Source organism: Enterococcus sp. AZ009, assembly GCF_050548785.1.
Lineage (GTDB): Bacteria > Bacillota > Bacilli > Lactobacillales > Enterococcaceae > Enterococcus_D > Enterococcus_D entomosocium.
Genome location: NZ_CP172960.1, coordinates 1,317,643 through 1,335,115 on the forward strand (window position 1 = coordinate 1,317,643; position 17,473 = coordinate 1,335,115).

Genomic DNA, 17,473 nt, shown 5'->3' on the forward strand with positions numbered 1-17,473 from the left:
CAGTCATTCTCATGAAAAAATACAAAAAAAATTATATATTTCCTGAAAAAACGCCAGCGCTGCTAAAGAAGCGGCGTTGGCGTTTCTACTAGATCATTGATTTGATGGTACTTAGGCATTAGGATCAAAAGCTCCTTGTCTCCAGTGGCGACTAAGTAGTTTTCCCAAAGAAAAAAGCGTACTTCCCCAGTGAGTTTCTCAGCCAGCATCTGCTGATAGTCGCTAGACGACCATTGACGCGCCGGAAAATGTTGGACTTTGTCTGGCCATACAAGAAAAACAAAATCAGCATGTAAGGCTTTTTGAACAGCAGGGGAGAGGTGAATCAAATCAGTTGTCTTCATAGGCTTCTCCTTATAGAGAGTAAAATTAAAGCCCTGTCGTATCTGGATTGGTCGCTTTCCCAACGACGCCATCTAATTGATCGATCGTATTCATGTCTTCTTCAGATAGCTCAAAATCAAAGACATGGATGTTTTCTTCGATCCGACTTGGTGTGACTGATTTTGGTAATGGCAAGAAACCATGTTGTAAAGACCAGCGTAATGCAACTTGAGCGATTGATTTTTGATGCTTTTCAGCTAATGCTTTCATTTCTGGTACATCAAATATCTTCCCGGTACCTAATGGGCTGTATGCTTCAAGCAATACATCGTGTTCTTGGCAATAAGTCACCACTTCTTCTTGTAACTCGCCAGGTGCAAGGAAAATCTGATTGACCATTGGGAAGATGGTCGCTGTTTTTTTCAATTCTTCAAAATGATGAGGCAAGAAGTTGCTGACCCCGATCGCTTTGATTTTGCCTGCTTGATACAATTCTTCAAAAGCGCGCCATGTTTCTGCATTCGCTGTTTGCCAGTTGTCACGAAAGGCTACTGGGTTTGGCCAATGGATTAAGAAAAGATCGATATAGTCTGTTTGTAGTTTCTCTAAGGACTCTTCAAAAGAAGACATCACAAGATCATAGGAATGGTTCGCATTCCACAATTTTGTAGTCAAAAAGAGTTCTTCGCGGGGAATGCCGCTTTCTTTGATCGCTTGACCAACACTGGCTTCATTTTTATAGCCTTGGGCTGTATCAATATGGCGGTAACCTACTTCCAGTGCTTTTTTGACTGATGCTACGGCAACGTCGCCGTCTGGTGTTTGCCATGTGCCAAAACCTAACTCAGGGATGGTTACATTGTTTGATAACGTATAGCTGTTCATGTTCATTCCTCCGTTTTCTGTGATACCTTTAGTTTAGCAGACGAGGACGGATTTTCCAATGAATGCATCTTTCAAAAAGGAAGTGGCCAATAAGAAAAATGACGTTTGGCTCTTGTCAGTTCGCCTATTTTTTTTGTACACTAGACAAATGGATAAGGAGCGTAACTAATGGATATTTATTTGAAACATGCGATATTACACATTATTGACCGTCAAACTGGTGATCCGGTTTTTTCTCAAGTTGAACTCGATTTGACCACGGAATACATCCGCGATTATTTGACGAAAAAAATACAGAAACTTGCAACACCGCAAACCAAAACAGGGCGTTTACTCGAAACATCAATGATCGCTCAACTGGTCAAACAAGCACCCGAAGACTTTGTCGCAGCCAGTGAAGCGATCGTGCAACGATGGTATGAAGCGTACAAGGAAAGTGAAGATGCACCAAGTGCGGATGCCTTTGTGGTCTTGTATGAATTTGATACAAGAATGCAGTTGGCATTTTTGAAGGTCAACTATCAAGACGGCTATACGCATTTTATTGATAATGGGGAAGCTGGAATCGAAAACAATTTGATTTTGCATCGTGCCTTACTAGCAGGTAAAACTCAAAAGGCCGATGAAGGGATCACAATTGATGTGGAGAGCTTAGACTTTGAACTGATTGAAAAGAAATATAGCTTTTCAGGTGAAAAATATGCCTACTTTTCAACGAAAGTCATTGATGCCGAACCGATTCCCTCGTTAGAAGAAAACGTCAAAGTCATCAAAAAAGTAGCGGAAAAAATTGGTCAGAAATTTGAAACACCTACCTATAACGTTGTTGCCGATTTAAAAGAAGCGGTTTACGACACGATCGAAGAGTCAGGACACATTGATGTCAGTGAAGTGGCGCAAAAAGTCTTTAAAGACAATATTACCGCTCAGCTTTCTTTTCAAGAAGAAGTGGCTGAAAAAGGATTTGTCAATCAGGCACCAATGATGCGGGATGTCCGTGAGATCTCAGAGAAAAAATTCGGGAAACAAAAACTAAAATTATCTAACGGGATCGAATTGATCGTTCCTTTGGATGTTTACCGAGATCCAAATTTGATCGAATTTATCAATAATCCAGACGGAACGATTTCCGTAACGATCAAAAATGTAGAAGAAGTAATTAATCGGATGTAGGACAAAGGTCTTATGTGTGGATGATGCGGAGCTAACAACATAGAACGAGCACAAAAAAGCAGAGATTCCTCTTTAAGTAATGAGGAGTCTCTGCTTTTTTTCTGGATATCTTTGATCAATATCAGCAATTATTGATCGGTCAGCTTCTCAAGGGCGGCTTTGGGAACGTCTTCTTCAGAAACTTCTTCCCAGCTCAGAACACCTTTATTAGGATTGACCAATAATTTCAAATAGGCACCTTCTCTTAAAGGCGCGGAACGGTGCTCATTCATTTTGACCGTTTTGACTTCTCCAGAGGAACTGTAAGCGTCTTGTGTGTAACGGTAGACATCTTCGGCAACTCCGTTATCACTAATTTCCGTGTCGTGCTCGCCGGCATCCCTGATGACTGTATAGTAGTCACTTCCACCATAGTAATAATGATAAGTAGCAAAACAGCCACCAAGGAAAATTGCTGCAAAAACCAGCGTTGCAATGATTTTTTTCACATTTCTCACCTCATCTTCTATTATTCATAAAAATTGTCCTACGTCCAATAGATCGAAAAAAGCAAAGAAATTCTTAGGGATTAGCAGACGAGACATCTCACTTGACTTTGACTAATTTTGACCTATAATGAGAGTAGATTTAAACTTACAAAAAATAAGTTGATACTTATGAATTTGGAAGCGTAAATCGCAAAATATGATTCGAGTCAAAGAACGACTCAACTTTCTCTAGGAGGGAAACAATATGGCAAAACAACATTATGATCGTAGCAAACCCCATGTTAATATCGGAACGATAGGACACGTCGACCATGGGAAAACAACCTTGACTGCTGCTATTACCACAGTTCTTGGGAAAAAAGGACTTGCCAATCCGCAAGATTACGCAAGTATCGACGCGGCTCCTGAGGAACGCGAACGTGGTATCACCATCAATACTGCCCATGTAGAATACGAAACAGAAAAACGGCACTATGCCCATATCGATGCACCAGGACACGCGGATTACGTGAAAAATATGATTACAGGGGCTGCCCAAATGGACGGCGCAATCTTGGTCGTATCAGCGACAGATGGCCCAATGCCGCAAACCCGGGAACATATTTTGCTTTCTCGTCAAGTGGGTGTGAAACATTTGATTGTCTTTTTAAATAAAACTGACCTTGTCGATGATGATGAGTTGATCGATTTAGTTGAAATGGAAGTCAGAGAATTGCTGACTGAATATGATTTTCCAGGTGATGACATTCCTGTGATCAAAGGCTCTGCCTTAAAAGCCTTGGAAGGTGACCCAGAGGCTGAAGCAGCGATCTTAACGCTGATGGATACGGTAGATGAATATATCCCAACACCTGAACGAGACACTGATAAACCATTATTATTGCCGATCGAAGATGTCTTTTCAATTACTGGACGGGGAACCGTTGCTTCTGGTCGGATCGATCGCGGAACAGTAAAAGTCGGTGATGAAGTAGAAATCGTCGGAATCAAACCTGAAACACAAAAAGCAGTCGTGACAGGAGTAGAAATGTTCCGTAAGACGATGGACTTTGGGGAAGCTGGTGATAACGTAGGGGTATTATTACGGGGAATCACCCGGGATGAAATTGAACGGGGCCAAGTGTTAGCAAAACCAGGTTCCATCACACCACATACGAAATTCCAAGCAGAAGTCTATGTGTTGACAAAGGAAGAAGGCGGTCGCCATACCCCATTCTTTAATAACTATCGCCCACAATTTTACTTCCGTACAACGGACGTAACTGGGAATATCGTTTTACCAGAAGGAACGGAAATGGTTATGCCTGGTGACAACGTAACGATCGATGTGGAATTGATCCATCCAATCGCTGTGGAAAATGGAACGACTTTCTCCATTCGTGAAGGTGGACGAACAGTTGGTTCTGGTATCGTGACCACGATCGAAAAATAAAAATCAGTGAAACAGTGCTTCCATTATCTGAAGGAGCACTGTTTCCTTTTTCATGTCAGACCAGCAACAATCCCTCCATCAGCTTAGGATTGCTTGTTTTTTTCTAAATAATCTTGTGATTTTATTAAGGATTTTTTAGGAGAGAAAAAATTCTAGTCAGCCTGTTCATTTCATAGTACGATAGATTCTGACTTAGAAAAGATGGGATGTATTTGATGAGAAAAATTCGACGTTTCCTAGGATTTGTACTGAAGCTTGCGCTCTTGCTGCTGCTGATTGGAGCAGGGGTTTGGGGCTATCGAAACTACACGGCATTGAAAGCTGTCTATGCGTATGAAGCGGAAATCGCACAGCAGACACAAGCCCACGACATCTCTGAATATCAGTCTTTAGCAATGAGTATCATGCTGACGGAGTCAAAAGGACAAGGCAATGATCCGATGCAAAGTTCTGAAAGTGTATATGGAAAACAAAACCAATTTGATACGCCAGAACAAAGCATCGAACAAGGGGTTTCTTATTTAGCCGAGTTGATCGAAAAAGCAGAGCAAATGAACTGTGATCTTTGGACCGCAGTCCAGGCTTATAATTTTGGTACAGATTATATTGATTATGTCGCTGAACGGGGTGGCGTGAACACCTTAGAATTAGCAGAAACATATTCCAGAGAGGTTTTATCCCCGTTATTAGGCAATGATACAGAACAAACCTATCGTTATTGGGGCATCCAATCGGTCTTTTATAATGGCGGTCATTTGTATCACAATGGCGGCAACATGTTCTATGCGGATCTAATAAAATTGAACCGATGGAAAATCGATGTTACGGCAGGGTTCTTTTCCTGATCGTCACAAAATAACTGAAGTAAAAAAGCTTGAAATACAAATAGAATATGGTAAAATCATTATGAGTGATTCCGTCTAATTATTCTTCGCACTGATACCTATTAGTGCGTTTTTTTACCTAATAAACGATGAATACTTACCAAATGGAGGTGAGTGGATGGCACGAATTCCTCAAACGATCATTGACGATATTCGCGAACGCAGCAATATTGTTGATATCGTGGGACAGTATGTCCAGTTAAAGAAATCTGGAAAGAATTATTTTGGTTTGTGTCCCTTCCATAATGAGAAATCACCTTCTTTTTCCGTTGCAGAAGACAAACAAATTTTTCATTGTTTTGGTTGCGGTCGTGGGGGCAATGTTTACGGTTTTTTGCAAGAGCTTGAAGGCATCAGTTTTCCTGAAGCAGTCGTCAAAGTAGCAGAAATGAACGATATTCCTCTTGATCCGCAATACCAGCAATCAGAAGGCATCAATGAAGCGACCTCACAAACGAGTCAATTGATTGCGCTGCATGAAAAAGCCGCCGAGGTCTATCATCACATGTTGGTGAATACGGCTGCTGGCCAAGAAGCGCTTGATTATTTATTGGATCGCGGATTGACGATGGCATTGATCGAAGAATTCAATATTGGTTTTGCGCCGAATGAACGCTCGTTTTTGGAGAAAGTCTTTTTGAATGAACAAGCCAAAGCTGAATTTTTTCCTGATACAGGGCTCTTTGTTCAACGAAACGATGGCTCATTGGCAGACCGCTTTTACCAACGAATCATGTTTCCGATCCGTAATCCTCAAGGAAAAACAATTGGTTTTTCTGGTCGTTGGCTAGCAAGCGAAAAAGTTGGTGATCAAGACCAGCCGAAATATTTAAATAGTCCAGAAACGATCCTTTTCAACAAGCGCGAGGTTCTGTTCAACTTTGACAAAGCACGCCGTGCGATGCGCAAAGATGGCCAAGTGTATTTATTTGAAGGATTTATGGACGTGATTGCCGCTTGGCAGGCAGGAATCGAAAATGGGATCGCCTCAATGGGGACCAGTTTGACCAATCAGCAGATCGCCCATATCGAGCGAGTGGCACAAGAAGTGATTCTTTGTTACGATGGAGATAGTGCAGGGGTTGAAGCGACAAACCGCGGGATCGAGCTTCTGCAAAACAATAGCCGTTTGAAATTATCTGTGGTGCGAGTGCCGGAACGGATGGACCCAGATGAGTATTTGCGCAAATATGGGACAGAAGCTTTTTATAAACTAGCTGTCCACGGCAAAGAAACCGTTTTTGCCTTCAAGATGGATTATCATCGGATGAATCGCAATTTAGCCAATGAGAAGGAGCAACTGGACTATGTCCAAGTTGTTTTAAATGAATTGCAGCGTGTGGATTCTTTGTTGGAGCAAGACCGCTATTTGACTCAGTTGTCTACAGAGTTCAATTTGAGTCGTGAGACCTTGCAGCAGCAGCTTAAGCAAAACTGGCAAGAGCAACGGACGATGCAAGATGTAGCGCCACCGCCGCCAACAGACACCCCTGTGGTCTTTACGCCGCCTACACGGCAGCAGCCCAAAACACAGGTGGAAAAAGCGCAAGAATTATTATTGTACCGTTTGTTTCATGACAGTACGTTAAACCATCGCTTCCGAGCGAGTGGTATATCCTTTATCCATGATCGTTATCAACAACTGTATCTGCTGTTTGATGCGTATATGGAAACAGAAGAACACTTTGTTTTAGCAAAGTTCTTAGATTTTTTAAAAGAAGATTCAATGAAAAAAATGGTGATCGATATTGCAGATCTTAAAGCTTCTGAGGAAGGGACTGAACAAGAATTTCAGGACATTCTGCAGGTCTTTCAAAAGTCGGGCATTGCTGAAGAAATCAATCAAAAACGAATCCAGCAGCAAGAAGCAAGACAAATAGGAAACCAGCAATTAGAACTTGAACTTGCAATCGAAATCATTGATTTGACCAAACGGTTGAAACAAGCTAAATAGCGAACTGAAAGGGGCTTTCTTTCATGGCAGAAGAAACAAAAAAAACGTATGACAAAGCAGTTGCCGAATACATCCGAGAAAACAAAACAAAGGGGCAAGTTGTTTACGATGACATTACCAATCGTTTAGCAACGCCTTATACTTTGGATGCTGATGCAATGGACAAACTAATTCAAAAACTGGAGGATTCCGGCATCAGTGTCGTGGATGAAAATGGAGAGCCTTCAGTCCATAGTTTAAAGAGTAATGAAAAACGACAAGAAACCCAACCTCAAGAAGATTTGTCTGCACCGACTGGTGTGAAAATCAATGACCCTGTGCGGATGTACTTGAAAGAGATCGGTCGGGTACCGCTTTTGACCGCAGAAGAAGAAGTGGCTCTCGCTCTGAAAATCGAAGAAGGCGACCAAGAAGCGAAACAGCGTTTGGCAGAAGCCAACTTACGTTTGGTAGTCAGCATCGCCAAACGTTATGTGGGTCGGGGAATGCAATTTCTTGATTTGATCCAAGAAGGAAACATGGGCTTGATGAAAGCCGTTGAGAAATTTGATTATCGCAAAGGGTTTAAATTCTCGACCTATGCGACCTGGTGGATCCGTCAAGCGATCACTCGTGCCATCGCTGACCAAGCTCGAACCATTCGGATCCCAGTGCATATGGTGGAAACCATCAACAAATTGATTCGTATCCAACGGCAATTATTGCAAGACTTAGGACGCGAACCGACACCAGAAGAAATCGGCGCAGAAATGGATTTGCCAACGGAAAAAGTTCGTGAAATCTTGAAGATCGCTCAAGAGCCCGTTTCATTAGAAACACCAATCGGTGAAGAAGATGATTCTCATCTAGGTGATTTTATTGAGGACCAAGATGCTACAAGTCCGGCAGAGCATGCGGCTTATGAGCTTTTGAAAGAGCAATTAGAAGATGTATTGGATACGTTAACTGACCGTGAAGAAAATGTGCTACGCTTGCGTTTCGGAATCGATGATGGCCGTACTCGGACCTTAGAAGAAGTCGGCAAAGTCTTTGGGGTAACCAGAGAACGGATTCGTCAGATTGAAGCAAAAGCGTTACGGAAACTACGCCACCCATCTCGTTCAAAACAATTGAAAGATTTCTTAGAATAATTAAGGTTTATTGACTTTCCAAAGGTCCCCTTTGGAAAGTCTTTTTTGTTCAGGTTTTGTCATCTCTCCATAGGATAAGTAAAGAACTTAATAAAAACGTAACCAAGCAAGTGTTGGCTAATTGCCTAGAATGTGATAAATTTAATTTTGTGCATCTGCACAATTGAGTAATAAAAAAGAAATGCGAAAAAAGACCCATTATTTGTCGGTCTTTGAAATAGGAAGCAGTGGGCGCGTCAAGCGTTTGATCTGGTAGGGTACTGCTTCATAGAAGGAAATGCAAAAAACAAAAGGAGTCAGTTTGAATCAATGAAGAAGACATGTCCTGAATGTGGATTTCAAGCAATAGAAGAAACACCCGTTTGTCCCAATTGCGGGTTTCAATGGAACCAAGCAAAGGAGAATGAACAGGAACCATCATCTGACTCTTCCGTTACGCCAGAAGAGCTACAAAACAAAAACGATGATATTCGCTGGTCTGACTTTAAAAATGTTCCGATTGGAAAAATGGAGGAGCACTTAGGCGATCGGCCATCCTCGAATGAAGAAACGATCGACCTTGCACAGCAAGAGGCTTTTTCTGATGAGCAAAAAAAACCACTTGAATCAGAGTCTAAACAAGAACCAAAAACAGTGGAAAACTCTGAGTCTACAGAAGAACACACAATTTCAGCCAGTGAAGAAGTTAATGAGACCGATGCACTGAGTACGGATGAACAGCATGACTCTGAGATTTTGGCCGCTTATATCCGACAGCACAAACTTGATGAAGAAGCAAAGGCAGCAGCTGCTCTAGAAGCAGAAGAAACCGCCATTGATCTTTCCTCTGCTGAAGAGGAAAGTCAGATGCAAGCCAGCGAGGAACCTCTGCCGTCAAGCGAGGAGGAAGTGGTGACGGAGCCAGTTATTGAAGAAGCTGAGAAGCAGCCAGAACCAGTCATCGATCCAATTCCTGAACCAATCACCGCAGCGGATGAAACGCCACAAAAGGCGACTGCTGAAGAAGAAACATCTTCTTCCAGTGAAAGCAAGAAGAGCCCTCGCAAAGCACTCTATATTACAGCGGCTTGTTTGTTAGTGGCAGCGGGTGGTGGTTGGGCTTATTACTATCAACAGCAGCAACAAGAAACTGCCCGACAAACGCAACAGGCGCAAGAGAACCGTACGTTAGATCAGATCGAAAATGAGTTGAATGATTTTTATACAAATGATGAGCGAGTGTTCATTAAAAGCGACAAAACAGCAGAACAGCTGACGGCTGTGACGAATCAGTTGGCAGATTTTCAAGACCACGAACGATACGATATCTTGTCACAAGAAGCAGAGACAATTGCTGACAAATTAGCAGCTTTGACAGAGATCAATAGCTATTTCAGCAGTCCTGCAGTTGTGGAGGATCAGTTGGAAGAAGTCTCGTTGAAAGAAGCGACTGCTGTCACAATGGCGAAGCGTGAGAATGGGGATGCCTTTGATGAGTTGATCAATCAAGCCATCGACATGGGACAAAAAGAGTTCAGCGCGATCGAGGAAGTTCAAAATGCAGTGAAGAGCATGGTGGCTTTAAGTGGTGACGGTGAAGCACCGGCGAGTGTCACTCGTGAGAACTACAATGCCTTGATGAAAAAAATCCAAGCTTTGCCAATCGATTCACTGGTTGAAAGTCTTACGACGGAACTACGTAAAGTCGATACTGCCTTGACGAAGCGTGAAACAGCTACCCAACAAGCAGCGGCGCAACAACAAGCTGCCCAAGAAGCAGCACAAGCGGCGGCTTCCGAGAACAACGCTTCCGCTTCGAGCAGCGGATCTACAAGCGCTGCGACGCCCGCGCAAAGTACTTCTGAAGAAGAGTATGTGCTTTCGCCGGATACACCAACAAATACCAACAATCAGCCAATTATTCCAGCCCGCCAAAGTGATTTGAATGATGTAAACAATAGCGCCTGGGTGTGGGCAGATGGTGTCCAAGAAAAAATCATCGCCACAGCGATTGCTCGCGGTTATGTGGTAGAAGGCGGCTATACTTTTGAACGTGTACGAATCGTCAATGGTGAAGGCTATTACAATTTTTATGCGACAAATGCCCAAGGCAGCTTGCTTAAAGGAACGGATGATTCAGCGTTCCCGCTATACTTATTTACGGTAAACGCCAAAACTGGCTATTTCAGAGGCAATGGGAACGATCACACCGTTCGCTAAGTCTCCTGAGACACTAGAAAATTTTCAGAGTTATTACATGCACATGTGAAAAATACTTGTTTCCCCTCCTTGTTTTCGATATGATGAGAGATAATCGTTCAAACAAGGAGGGGTTTTTGTGCAGAAAATTGAGAGATATGATCGGTTTGAAGACGGGGTCATTGCTTGTGTACCAACGATTCTTGGGTACCTGGGCATTGGTTTTGCAATGGGGGTTGTGGGAAAAGGCGTTGGGTTGTCTATTCTAGAAATTATTTTAATGTCTATTATTGTTTATGCTGGCAGTGCTCAATTTATCATTTGCGCCTTACTAGCGATTCAAGCACCTTTCATGACAATCGTCGCAACAGTTTTTTTAGTGAATTTACGACACTTTTTAATGAGTTTGTCAGTAGCTTCCTATTTTAAAAAGACACCGTTGCTTTCTGCCATTGGTATCGGGACACTTTTGACTGATGAGTCCTATGGCGTTTTGACGACGGCATTGCAACAAGACAAACCAGTCACAGCAAAATGGACCCACGGGTTGAACGTAATGGCTTATTTGAGTTGGATTTTTGCGACGTTTTTGGGTGGTTTATTGGGTTCCTTTATTCCAGATCCAGAAGCGTTAGGCTTAGATTTTGCCTTAGTAGCTATGTTTGTTGGTCTTTTTTTATTTCAAGTAGAGCGACCGCTTAAGAAGAAAACCCAGCAAACGCTCTTGATACTAGGGACAGTTGTGGGGACCTTGATTTTATTTATGCGTTTTTCGACCGCAGAGATTGCGGTAATTGCGGCGACACTGGCAGGATGTTTGGTTGGGACGGTGACACACCATGACTAATTTTGTTATACTGATGCTAGTATGTGGATTGGTTACTTGGCTTCCGCGGATCGTTCCTTTTTTATTTTCGAAAAAGCTCATATTTCCGGAACCTTTCACCATCTTTTTGAGTTACTTACCGTTGTGTATTTTGGCGGCATTATTGGTGCAAAATTTGCTGATCTTTCGAGAAGGCCAATTCCCCATTTTGAAAGTTAAAGAAACCATTGCCTGTATCCCGGCATTATTGGTGGGGTATTATACCAAAGATTTGATGAAAATCGTTATCACAGGCGTTATTGCTATGGCGCTGTTGCGTTTCTTTTTATAGGAACGAGCAGTTTTAAAGAAAAAGGAGAGAATAGATGAAAGACTTATTAGCATCCGTATTCAGCGGATTGATCATTGATGAAAACGAACAGAATTATTTTGTTCAAAAAGGCGGGGTTACCTTCCGACTAGCCAAGGAAGAAGGCGAACATCATTTAGGTGAAGCCGTCGAAGGGTTTGGCTATCAAAATCAAAAGCAAGAAAATGTGCTCACTACGAATATTCCGAAAAGCCGCAAAGGGCATTATGCCTTTGGTACAGTCACAGGAAGCCGTCGCGACTTAGGCGTTTTCGTCGATATCGGTTTGAAAGACAAAGATATGGTGGTTTCATTAGATGAATTGCCAACAATGCGGGAACTTTGGCCCAAAAAAGGCGACCGTTTGATGGTCAGCTTGCAGGTCGATGACAAAGAGCGTATTTGGGCTTCATTAGCAGATGAGAAAATTTTTAAGGCATTGAGCAAAAATGGTACGGAGCAAATGAAGAATCAAGATGTTACAGGTAGCGTGTACCGTTTGAAGTTAGCGGGTACTTACTTGCTGACGGATGATTTTTATATTGGCTTCGTCCATCCATCAGAACGGTATCAAGAGCCGCGCCTTGGGGAAGTGGTCAAAGGGAGAGTGATTGGGATTCGTCCAGACGGTGTCTTGAACCTTTCATTGAAACCAAGAGCCCACGAGGCGATCTCAAATGATGCCGCCATGGTTCTAACCTTTTTAGAACGAGCGCCTGAGAACAAAATTCCTTTCACGGACAAATCAGCCCCAGAAGAGATTTTGCAAACATTTGGTATTAGTAAAGGCCAATTTAAACGGGCATTAGGAACCTTGATGAAACAGCGTTTGATTGAGCAAAAAGACGGCTTTACGATTCTTATCAAAAAACCTAATTGAGAATACTTGTTTCTTTTATCGTTCTAATTTATAATGATTACAATGTTTGTCTTGAGTGATTTTCACTCAGATTAGAATCGTTATAAATTAACGGCATACGGAGGCAACTATGAACACAACAGCAGCGTTAAAAAAGACCAAGAAACAATTGCACGAGTCGGGGTTTAAATTAACTCCTCAGCGAGAAGCGACGTTGTTGGTCTTATTAGAAAATGAGAAAGACCATTTATCCGCAGAAGAGATTTTCTTTTTTGTGCGAAAAAAAAATTCTGAGATTGGCTTGGCAACCGTCTATCGAACATTGGAGATCTTAACGGATCTGAAAATTGTCGATAAAGTCAGCTTTAATGACGGTGTCGCTCGCTATGATCTACGTAAAGAAGGTGCCAAACACTTTCATCATCACTTGTTGTGTTTGGAATGCGGCAATATTGAAGAAGTCGAAGAGGATCTGCTGGGCAGTGTCGAAGAGATCGTTGAACAAAAGTACCATTTTTTAGTAAAGGATCATCGGTTGACCTTTCATGGTGTCTGTCAAAAGTGCCAAAGCAAAGCCGAGTGATTGTACTTTGGCGATCTTAAATAAACGTTTGTTATCACCCGAATGATAGTCAGATGGTTTCCAATAGGAAGAGTGCTCTTTTTTCCGATTTGAAAGAAACCGAAAAATCTGCTATGATTCGGGTGTTTCCTTGGGCAAAAGATACGGGTAGATGCCTCTTTTTTATTGGCAAGCTACTATCTTAACGAGCCAGAATTTGATATGATAAAAAAGCTGAAAGTAGAGGAAGCCCATGAACGAACAAATCATTGATTATCTTCATTATTTGACCATTGAGCGCGGGCTATCCCAAAATACCCGTGCCAGCTACCAGCGAGATCTGCAACAGTATCTTGCGTTTTTACAAAAAAAACAAGTCACTCAGTGGCAGCAGATCGACCGAGTGATCGTTTTGTCTTTTTTGCAAAGTCTGCAAGAAGCGGGAAAATCCTCGGCAACCGTGATTCGGATGGTTTCCAGTTTGCGAAGGTTCCACCAATTTTTGCGTCAAGAACGGTTTACCGATCATGATCCAATGCAGCATATTGATTCACCAAAAAAACAGCAGAAGCTGCCTGATACCTTGAGTTTACAAGAAGTGGAGCGGTTGATCGAAACACCGGATACGCGAGCAGTTTTGGGCATCCGTGACCGAGCGATTTTGGAAGTGATGTATGCGACGGGCTTGCGCGTCAGTGAGTTGATCGGGTTAAAATTAAACGATCTGCATTTAAGTATGGGATTGTTGCAAACAACCGGAAAAGGCGACAAAGAACGGATCGTTCCATTAGGGGACTTAGCTATTCAATGGATCGAAACCTATCTCAGCGATGCGCGTCCGTATTTGACGAGAAAAACGCCGGATGAAAGCCATCTGTTTGTAAACAACCATGGTACGCAACTATCTCGTCAAGGGATCTGGAAAAATTTAAAAGCCTTGGTTCGACAAGCTGGGATCACCAAGAATGTGACTCCCCATACGCTGCGCCATAGTTTTGCGACCCATCTATTAGAAAACGGGGCAGATCTACGAACGGTTCAAGAGTTGCTAGGGCACGCAGACATCTCGACCACTCAGATTTACACGCATATAACGAAGAAACGGATGACGGAAGTGTACAAGCAGCACTTTCCGCGCGCCTAGAAATCGAGGATGGAATGGAAGAAATCAAAATAAAATTAGCTGTCTTTGAAGGACCGTTGGATTTGCTGCTTCATTTGATCAAAAAACTGGAGATCGATGTTTATGATATTCCAGTTGCTACCATCACCGAACAATACATGCAGTACATCCATGCCATGAAAATTTTAGAATTAGAAGTCGCTGGAGAGTATTTAGTCATGGCGGCGACTTTGATGGCGATCAAAAGCCAGATGCTGTTGCCTAAACAAGAGTTGATTGCTGAAGTCGAAGAGTACGAAGAAGATCCGCGGGATATGCTGGTGGCACAACTGCTAGAATACCGAAAATTTAAGTACGCAGCCGAACAGCTTTCAGAAAAAGCGGAAGAGCGCAGTTTGTATTACACGAAAGATCCGATGGATGTCGATGAATACAAAGAGGAAGAAGATCAATTAAGAGCCAATCAATTCAACACGATCGATCTCTTTTTGGCTTTTCAAAAAATGATCGAGAAAAAGAAAAATCGCCAAGTACTAGAAACCAAGATTTCTCCTGATGAAAGCACCATCGATGAAAAGATGGCGGCGATTCAGTTGGAGATGCAACATGTGAGTGCTAAAAAAGGCCGCAGCTTTGATTCGTTTTTTACTTCTTACAATAAAACAGAAGTTGTGGTAACCTTTATGGCACTGTTAGAATTAATGAAAAAAGGAACGATTCGAGTAGAGCAATCAGACAATTATGCGTCGATTCTGCTCTATCCAACAGGTAAAGAAGATGAGTAAATATAGTGAATTAGAAGCGATCTTATTCGTCGTCGGTGATGAGGGGATCGGACTTGAAGAACTGAGTTATTTAGTCAAAAGTAATACTGCCAGTGTCTATCAGCATTTGCAGGAACTAAATCAGCAATATGAAGAAAATGAACATACCGCGTTGCATATTCTAGAAGTTGGCAATCATTTTATTTTAACCACTAAAAAGCAATTTGCCCCTTTATTGAAGAAATACGCCGAATCACCGATGGGGAGTTCATTGTCGCAAGCCGCTTTGGAAACTTTGTCGATCATTGCTTATAAGCAACCGATCACTCGGATGGAAGTAGAAGAGATTCGCGGCGTTCAATCCAGCGGTTCGGTCCAAAAACTGGTGGCAAAGCGGCTGATTGAAGAAAAGGGACGCGTGGACGGACCAGGACGAGCGATCCTATACGGTACGACGGAATACTTTATGGATTATTTTGGCTTAAAAAGTTTGGCTGAATTGCCTGACATCCAATCAATGGAAGATGAACTTGAAGAAGATGCACCGTTTGATCTTTTTTACGACCGCTACAAACAAGCAGAAACAGAAGGAGAATGAAGATGGAACGTTTGCAAAAAGTGATTGCCCATGCCGGCATCACCTCAAGAAGAAAAGCTGAAGGATTGATAACCGAAGGCCGTGTGCGAGTCAATGGACAAGTAATCAAAGAATTAGGGGTCCAAGTCGGTTCAAAAGACGTCGTTGAAGTGGACGGCGTTCCGATCGAACAAGAACAACATGTCTATTATCTGTTCTATAAACCTCGTGGCGTGATCTCAGCTGTAACAGATAATAAAAAACGCAAAGTCGTTTTGGATTATTTTGCTGAAGTCCCTGAACGGGTGTATCCAGTCGGCCGCTTGGACTATGATACCTCCGGTTTGCTGCTACTGACAAATGATGGGGAATTATCACAGACACTGATGCATCCAAAACACGAAGTCGAAAAAGTGTATGTTGCCAAGGTCAAAGGCATTGCGGATAAAAAGCAACTGCTCCCATTGACCAAAGGAATTCGGATCGAAGGGCGTAAGACCGCGCCTGCTCGCTTTGAAATCTTATCGACAGACCAAACGGCACAATCTAGTATTGTGCAGTTGACGATCCACGAAGGTCGCAATCATCAAGTCAAAAACATGCTAAAAGCAGTTGGTTTGCCTGTGCAAAAACTAAAACGGGAAAACTATGGTCCGTTAGATTTAAAAGGTCTTCGTCCAGGGGAATACCGAGAGTTGTCGAAGAAAGAAGTCAGCCAGCTGAAAAACAGTGCAAAATAGTTGAAAAGTATCTGAAAACGTAACTATTGTTAATTTTTAGATTTTGTGTATAATAGAACATGTAATAAATAGAATAAAGGTTCGTCTTCAGGGGCAGGGTGCAATTCCCGACCGGTGGTTATAGTCCACGACCTATTTCTTCGGAAATAGCTGAATCGGTGAAATTCCGATACCGACAGTACAGTCTGGATAAAGAAGATAGAGCGTATTTGATTTGCTTATGGCTATTTCGAATGCCCTCTTTTTTCCCTGTGGAAAAAAGAGGGCATTTTTTGTCTGGCGCCGACAAGAAAGCCGAGGAAATTTAATAGGTTCGTTTGAAGAGGAATCCTGAACTTAGGAGGATTTATACTGATGAACAACAAAACAAGAAAAATGGTGACGATCGCCATGTGTGCTGCTATGGGAACAATTTTGCAATTTATCGCTTTTCCAATTTTTCCGGCATTCAGCTTTTTAAAGATCGATTTTAGTGATATTCCCGTGATGATCATGATGTTTTTATTTGGTCCTTGGAGTGGGGTAGTGACTGCCTTCATTCGTTCGGTCCTGCATTTGTTCTTATCTGGTTTTTCACCTGCTGATATGGTGGGAGATACGGCAAGCTTTTTAGCATCATGTGCCTTTACTTTGCCAATGTACTACTTTTTCCGCAAAGGTATCCACACCAAAAACAAAATGGTTGGTGTCATCAGCGGTATCTTGTCGGTAACGATTTTTATGAGTGTGGCGAACCTATTTGTGATCACACCGCTTTATCTACGCTTTTTCGGGGTCACAGCCGATCAATTTTTAGGGATGTCTTTGCCGCAATATGTGGCGATCGGGATTTTACCCTTCAATTTGGTTAAAGGAGCGATCGTCAGTGCCGTCTTTTTAGCACTACATGCCAAACTGCTCCCATGGTTGGCTCGTAAGCAGCCCCATCATTCTGCTATAGGAAAATAAAAAATGAGCCGACTTGCTGTGGCAGACGAAAGGTCTGTTAATGGCAGGTCGACTTTTTTATTTTTCTATAAGGATCGCTCTGGTGGGGCATTTGCGATAAGCAGTTTTGACTTTTTCTTGTTGTTCTTCTATGATAAACTGTTGCCGTGCACTCGGTTCTTGGGCAAATAAAACGATCCCATCTTCATCATAATCGAAGATCTCGGGAGCATAGATCGCACATAGTCCACAAGCAATGCAGCGCTCAGGAACAATTTTACAGCGTTGTGACATTTTT

The 17,473-nt window shown here is 42.4% G+C and carries 19 protein-coding genes and 1 riboswitch; of the genes, 15 read left to right on the forward strand and 4 right to left on the reverse strand.

What is annotated here, in order from left to right; genetic code table 11:
* Window positions 1-62 precede the first annotated feature (62 nt).
* Together IGJ74_RS06335 and IGJ74_RS06340 are read right to left on the reverse strand one after the other, a co-directional pair.
* Window positions 63-344: a hypothetical protein gene (locus tag IGJ74_RS06335; RefSeq protein ID WP_016613070.1), complete on the reverse strand. Its 282-nt coding sequence runs from the start codon at window positions 342-344 to the stop codon at window positions 63-65.
* A 25-nt stretch (window positions 345-369) separates the two neighbouring features.
* Window positions 370-1,215, reverse strand: a complete 846-nt coding sequence (locus IGJ74_RS06340) for an aldo/keto reductase (RefSeq protein WP_430608739.1) — start codon at window positions 1,213-1,215, stop codon at window positions 370-372.
* Between the two features lie 162 nt (window positions 1,216-1,377).
* Between IGJ74_RS06340 and IGJ74_RS06345 the strand changes: the two genes are divergently transcribed.
* Window positions 1,378-2,382, forward strand: a complete 1,005-nt coding sequence (locus IGJ74_RS06345; RefSeq protein ID WP_005237126.1) for a nucleoid-associated protein — start codon at window positions 1,378-1,380, stop codon at window positions 2,380-2,382.
* A gap of 128 nt (window positions 2,383-2,510) precedes the next feature.
* Here IGJ74_RS06345 and IGJ74_RS06350 read toward each other — a convergent pair whose 3' ends face one another.
* Complete coding sequence (locus IGJ74_RS06350; protein WP_008381011.1) at window positions 2,511-2,870, reverse strand: YxeA family protein; 360 nt, start codon at window positions 2,868-2,870, stop codon at window positions 2,511-2,513.
* A gap of 244 nt (window positions 2,871-3,114) precedes the next feature.
* On the opposite strand from IGJ74_RS06350, the gene tuf reads away from it, so the two are divergent.
* The 14 genes from tuf (at window position 3,115) to IGJ74_RS06420 (ending at window position 17,196) form a co-directional block, all read left to right on the forward strand.
* A complete protein-coding gene (tuf, locus tag IGJ74_RS06355) occupies window positions 3,115-4,302 on the forward strand; it encodes an elongation factor Tu (protein ID WP_005237121.1) in 1,188 nt (395 codons plus the stop codon).
* Window positions 4,303-4,517: 215 nt separating this feature from the next.
* Window positions 4,518-5,147, forward strand: a complete 630-nt coding sequence (locus IGJ74_RS06360) for a lysozyme family protein (protein ID WP_016613074.1) — start codon at window positions 4,518-4,520, stop codon at window positions 5,145-5,147.
* Window positions 5,148-5,304: 157 nt separating this feature from the next.
* A complete protein-coding gene (dnaG, locus tag IGJ74_RS06365) occupies window positions 5,305-7,140 on the forward strand; it encodes a DNA primase (RefSeq protein WP_218193253.1) in 1,836 nt (611 codons plus the stop codon).
* 23 nt (window positions 7,141-7,163) lie between these two features.
* On the forward strand, window positions 7,164-8,270 hold the full coding sequence (rpoD, locus tag IGJ74_RS06370; protein ID WP_005229298.1) for an RNA polymerase sigma factor RpoD: 1,107 nt from the start codon (window positions 7,164-7,166) through the stop codon (window positions 8,268-8,270).
* Window positions 8,271-8,579: 309 nt separating this feature from the next.
* Entirely contained in the window at window positions 8,580-10,469 is a 1,890-nt protein-coding gene (locus IGJ74_RS06375) for a cell division site-positioning protein MapZ family protein (RefSeq protein WP_218193252.1), read from the forward strand.
* Between the two features lie 118 nt (window positions 10,470-10,587).
* Window positions 10,588-11,295 carry an AzlC family ABC transporter permease gene (locus tag IGJ74_RS06380; protein WP_008381022.1) on the forward strand — a complete coding sequence of 236 codons (708 nt, stop codon included), beginning with the start codon at window positions 10,588-10,590 and terminating at the stop codon, window positions 11,293-11,295.
* Complete coding sequence (locus IGJ74_RS06385) at window positions 11,288-11,605, forward strand: AzlD domain-containing protein (RefSeq protein WP_008381024.1); 318 nt, start codon at window positions 11,288-11,290, stop codon at window positions 11,603-11,605. The genes IGJ74_RS06380 and IGJ74_RS06385 overlap by 8 nt, the downstream gene beginning before the upstream one ends.
* Before the next feature lie 34 nt (window positions 11,606-11,639).
* Window positions 11,640-12,503, forward strand: a complete 864-nt coding sequence (locus tag IGJ74_RS06390) for a S1-like domain-containing RNA-binding protein (RefSeq protein WP_218193251.1) — start codon at window positions 11,640-11,642, stop codon at window positions 12,501-12,503.
* Window positions 12,504-12,612: 109 nt separating this feature from the next.
* Window positions 12,613-13,065 carry a Fur family transcriptional regulator gene (locus IGJ74_RS06395; RefSeq protein ID WP_005237105.1) on the forward strand — a complete coding sequence of 151 codons (453 nt, stop codon included), beginning with the start codon at window positions 12,613-12,615 and terminating at the stop codon, window positions 13,063-13,065.
* 232 nt (window positions 13,066-13,297) lie between these two features.
* Window positions 13,298-14,188 (forward strand): site-specific tyrosine recombinase XerD, encoded by an 891-nt coding sequence (gene xerD / locus IGJ74_RS06400; protein ID WP_005237104.1) that lies wholly within the window; start codon window positions 13,298-13,300, stop codon window positions 14,186-14,188.
* Window positions 14,189-14,202: 14 nt separating this feature from the next.
* Window positions 14,203-14,952, forward strand: coding sequence for a segregation/condensation protein A (locus tag IGJ74_RS06405; RefSeq protein ID WP_008381030.1), 750 nt, complete (start codon window positions 14,203-14,205; stop codon window positions 14,950-14,952).
* Window positions 14,945-15,529: an SMC-Scp complex subunit ScpB gene (gene scpB, locus IGJ74_RS06410; protein ID WP_005229316.1), complete on the forward strand. Its 585-nt coding sequence runs from the start codon at window positions 14,945-14,947 to the stop codon at window positions 15,527-15,529. The genes IGJ74_RS06405 and scpB overlap by 8 nt, the downstream gene beginning before the upstream one ends.
* Window positions 15,530-15,531: 2 nt before the next feature.
* Entirely contained in the window at window positions 15,532-16,248 is a 717-nt protein-coding gene (locus IGJ74_RS06415; RefSeq protein ID WP_218193250.1) for a pseudouridine synthase, read from the forward strand.
* Between the two features lie 79 nt (window positions 16,249-16,327).
* Window positions 16,328-16,452, forward strand: a riboswitch (FMN riboswitch).
* A gap of 150 nt (window positions 16,453-16,602) precedes the next feature.
* Window positions 16,603-17,196 carry an ECF transporter S component gene (locus IGJ74_RS06420; protein WP_016613081.1) on the forward strand — a complete coding sequence of 198 codons (594 nt, stop codon included), beginning with the start codon at window positions 16,603-16,605 and terminating at the stop codon, window positions 17,194-17,196.
* Window positions 17,197-17,253: 57 nt separating this feature from the next.
* Here the strand turns inward: IGJ74_RS06420 and IGJ74_RS06425 are convergent, their stop codons facing one another.
* Window positions 17,254-17,469, reverse strand: a complete 216-nt coding sequence (locus IGJ74_RS06425) for a ferredoxin (RefSeq protein WP_005237096.1) — start codon at window positions 17,467-17,469, stop codon at window positions 17,254-17,256.
* Window positions 17,470-17,473 lie beyond the last annotated feature (4 nt).